The sequence below is a fragment of the Inquilinus limosus MP06 genome (assembly GCF_000767795.1).
In the GTDB taxonomy this organism is placed as follows: domain Bacteria; phylum Pseudomonadota; class Alphaproteobacteria; order DSM-16000; family Inquilinaceae; genus Inquilinus; species Inquilinus limosus_E.
In genome coordinates, this window is record NZ_JANX01000683.1 from 1 (window position 1) to 2935 (window position 2935).

A 2935-nucleotide genomic window follows, 5' to 3' on the forward strand; every position below is an offset into this window, starting at 1 on the left:
CGGCGGCCTGCTCCAGCCACCGCAGCGCCTCGGCCCGGTCCCCAGGCACCGCGTAGCCGTTGTCGTCGATGCGGCTGTCGCTGAGCACGCCGAGGTTGAACTGCGCGGCCGCGTCGCCGGCCTCCGCGGCGCGGCGGAGCGCCTTGAGGTCGGACGGCGCCACCCGCTCGGGCGCGCTCATGCCGCCCGCTCCAGAACGGTCCGCGCGATCCGGCAGGCGTCATCTCCCGGCATGCAGTCGCGACAGACCACCGGCCGGTCGGCGTAGACCGCGCAGCGTGTGGAGCGGCCGACCTCGCCCTCCAGGGCGGAGCAGCGGTCGCCGTCGCAGCGCATGGCCGTGGCGGCATCGTCGCGGTAGCGGCGGGGAATCCGCTCGATCTCGGCCTGGCTCTCGGTCCAGAAGCGCGGCCACTCGTGGGAATAGGCGCAGCACGCGCCGCAGGTCTGGCAGTCGAACGCCGCGGCTTCGGCGGAAAGCGTCTCGTCCATCGGTCAGGCGCTGCGCTGCTTGCGCGGCGCGCGCTCCACGATGTCGGTGCTGCGCGGCACGGCGGAGAGATCGGCCTCGGGCACCATGCGCTCCTCGGTCCCGAGCACGCTGCGCACCCGGTAAAGCCGGCCGGAGGTTTCGCTCGGATAATGCGCCACCACGGCATAGGCGCCGGAGAGCGCGGTGCTGGGGCTGGGCCGCCGCCAGATGTAGACGGTGCTGCCCACGGCGTATCGGTTGTCGCTCATTCCTGCATTTCTGCGCCCGGCGGAGGCGCGGTCAGGGGCGGCCCGTTCCAGCGGGCCACGGCCAGAACCGGCGGCACGCATGCATACGCAAGTGCGCTCCGTCGCCACGGGCACTCCAGCACGTCGGGCTCTCAATAAATTCCGAGAAGACCAGATTATATCGAATCCGGGATCGTGTCTGCAAAAATCGTCGGCGCGAAGTTCTCCACGTATATCTGAAGACGTCATCGGCTGCAGTGGCAATCTGTTTTTCCTGATCTGCTCTGGAAATTCGTAATGACCAGGACCATGGCCGATCATTTCGAAATATTATCTGGCCAGGATCGGGTGGCCGGGTCATGCTGACCGCGAATCGATGAGGACAATTCGATATGACGGCAGGTGACATCCGACTTCCGGCCTATGGCAAGGATCCGGGGACCGCGAGGGCGGCGGAGCGTCAGGCCCGCGAGGCTCGCCAGGATGCCGAACGCTATGCGCGGCGGGGCAACATGACCATGCATGCAATCTCGCTGCAGGCCGCCAAGGAGCTTGAGGCGGCAGCCGTCGCCCATCGCATCCCGGCGGCCAAGGACCGCCGCTGACGAAAGGAAAGAGGCCGACCGCACGGCCGGCCGAGGGAGACGGATGGCGTTCTACAAGCTGTACCCCCGCGACTGGAATGACGAGATCTGGCGCGGCGAGCCCCGCTCGGTGCTGATCGTCCGGGCCGGAAGCGAGGCGGAGGCGCGGACCCTGGCCGGCACCTGGGACCGGCCGTCCGACCATGCCGAGCAGGCGGGATGGGCGCGCCGCTGGACCTCGCCGGACATCACCCGCTGCCTGGAGCTTGACGCGGACGGCCGGCCCGAAGTCCTCCTCGCCGGCCGGCGGCGCCCGGCGTCCTAGCCGTCCGCCAGCACCTTCCGGGCCACCGGCAGGTCGATGTTGCCGCCGGTCAGGACCAGGCCGACGCGCTTGCCCCGCATCCGCTCCCGCTCCTGCAGCAGCGCCGCCAGGCCGGCCGCGCCGGCGCCCTCGGCCAGGTTGTGGGTGTCGGTCCAATAGGCGCGCAGGGCGGCGGCGATCTCGTCGTCGGTCACCCGCACGATGCGGTCGGCGCCGGCCCGGATGATGGCGAAAGCCTCCGGGTCCGGCACCCGGCAGGCCATGCCGTCGGCGAAGGTGCGGGCGGTCTCGGTCGTCACCACCCGCCCGGCCGCGAAGGACAGCGCCATCGCCGGCGCCTCGGTCGAGACCACGCCGACGATCCGCGTCCTCAGCCCCAGCAGGTCGCGGGTGCGGATCAGGCCGCAGATGCCCGACCCCATGCCGATCGGCACATAGACGGTGTCGAGGTCGGGCCGCGCCCGGAACAGCTCCAGCGCATAGGTGGCGGCGCCGCGCATCAGGTCGGGATGGAAGGCGGGCGCCATCTCCAGCCCGCGCGTCTCCGAGAGGTGCCGGGCATGGGCATAGGCCTCGTCGAAATCGGCGCCATGCTCCACCAGCTCGGCCCCGAAGGCGCGCATGGCGGCGTTCTTCTCCACCGAATTGCCCTCGGGCACCACCACGGTGACGGCCAGGCCGGTGCCGCGCGCGGCGAAGGGCAGGCTCTGGCCGTGATTGCCGCGGGTCGCGGTGACGATGCCGCGCAGCTCCGGCCGGCGGCGGCGCAGCGCGTCGATGAAGACCAGGCCGTTGCGCGCCTTGTAGGCGCCGATCGGCGTGTGGTTCTCGTGCTTCACCCAGGCCTCGCAGCCGGTGCGGGCGGCCAGCAGCGGCCAGGCGATCTGCGGGGTCGGCGCCATGGCGGCGTGCACCAGGCGGGCAGCGTCCTCGAGGGCGGTCAGGTCGAACATGGTCGGCATTCCGGGTCGGGATGGGATTGACCCCAGCATCGGCGGCGCGGATTGTGCGGGTCAACGAAGACATTGTCTGGCAGACAAGAATGTGGGTGCCGAGCCTCGAGGGGCGCAGCCCGGTCCGCTACCTCGCCATCGTCGAGGCGCTGGCCGACGCCATCGCCGCCGGCGACCTCCGGCCCGGCGAGCGGCTGCCGACCCATCGCGACCTGGCCTGGCGGCTGGGGCTGAATGTCAGCACCGTGACCCAGGCCTATCGCGAGGCGGCGCGGCGGCACCTGGTCTCGGGCGAGGTCGGGCGCGGCACCTATGTGCTGGCCGCCAGCCGCGAGGCGGCGCTGTTCGGCCTC

At 71.2% G+C, this 2935-nt stretch carries 5 protein-coding genes and 1 pseudogene; 2 read left to right on the forward strand and 4 right to left on the reverse strand.

What is annotated here, in order from left to right:
* The 3 genes and pseudogenes from P409_RS30760 to P409_RS30770 all read right to left on the reverse strand — a co-directional run.
* Nucleotides 1–181: pseudogene (locus tag P409_RS30760) on the reverse strand (hypothetical protein); the annotation flags it as partial.
* Nucleotides 178–492: a YkgJ family cysteine cluster protein gene (locus tag P409_RS30765; RefSeq protein ID WP_034847431.1), complete on the reverse strand. Its 315-nt coding sequence runs from the start codon at nt 490–492 to the stop codon at nt 178–180. The gene P409_RS30765 and the pseudogene P409_RS30760, both read right to left, overlap by 4 nt.
* 3 nt (nt 493–495) lie before the next feature.
* Entirely contained in the window at nt 496–741 is a 246-nt protein-coding gene (locus P409_RS30770; protein WP_034847433.1) for a hypothetical protein, read from the reverse strand.
* A gap of 627 nt (nt 742–1368) precedes the next feature.
* Between P409_RS30770 and P409_RS30780 the strand changes: the two genes are divergently transcribed.
* A complete protein-coding gene (locus tag P409_RS30780) occupies nt 1369–1629 on the forward strand; it encodes a hypothetical protein (RefSeq protein WP_034847436.1) in 261 nt (86 codons plus the stop codon).
* Here P409_RS30780 and P409_RS30785 read toward each other — a convergent pair.
* On the reverse strand, nt 1626–2582 hold the full coding sequence (locus P409_RS30785; RefSeq protein ID WP_034847439.1) for a threonine dehydratase: 957 nt from the start codon (nt 2580–2582) through the stop codon (nt 1626–1628). The genes P409_RS30780 and P409_RS30785 overlap by 4 nt on opposite strands.
* Before the next feature lie 89 nt (nt 2583–2671).
* Here P409_RS30785 and P409_RS30790 point away from each other — a divergent pair.
* A partial coding sequence (locus P409_RS30790) for a GntR family transcriptional regulator (RefSeq protein ID WP_034847437.1) occupies nt 2672–2935 on the forward strand: 264 nt, incomplete at its 3' end.

What these genes read in the sequence shown, in the direction of transcription:
- P409_RS30785 (WP_034847439.1), bottom strand. Translation starts at nt 2,582, where the DNA reads ATGTTCGACCTGACCGCCCTCGAGGACGCTGCCCGCCTGGTGCACGCC.
- P409_RS30770 (WP_034847433.1), bottom strand. Translation starts at nt 741, where the DNA reads ATGAGCGACAACCGATACGCCGTGGGCAGCACCGTCTACATCTGGCGG.
- P409_RS30765 (WP_034847431.1), bottom strand. Translation starts at nt 492, where the DNA reads ATGGACGAGACGCTTTCCGCCGAAGCCGCGGCGTTCGACTGCCAGACC.
- P409_RS30780 (WP_034847436.1), top strand. Translation starts at nt 1,369, where the DNA reads ATGGCGTTCTACAAGCTGTACCCCCGCGACTGGAATGACGAGATCTGG.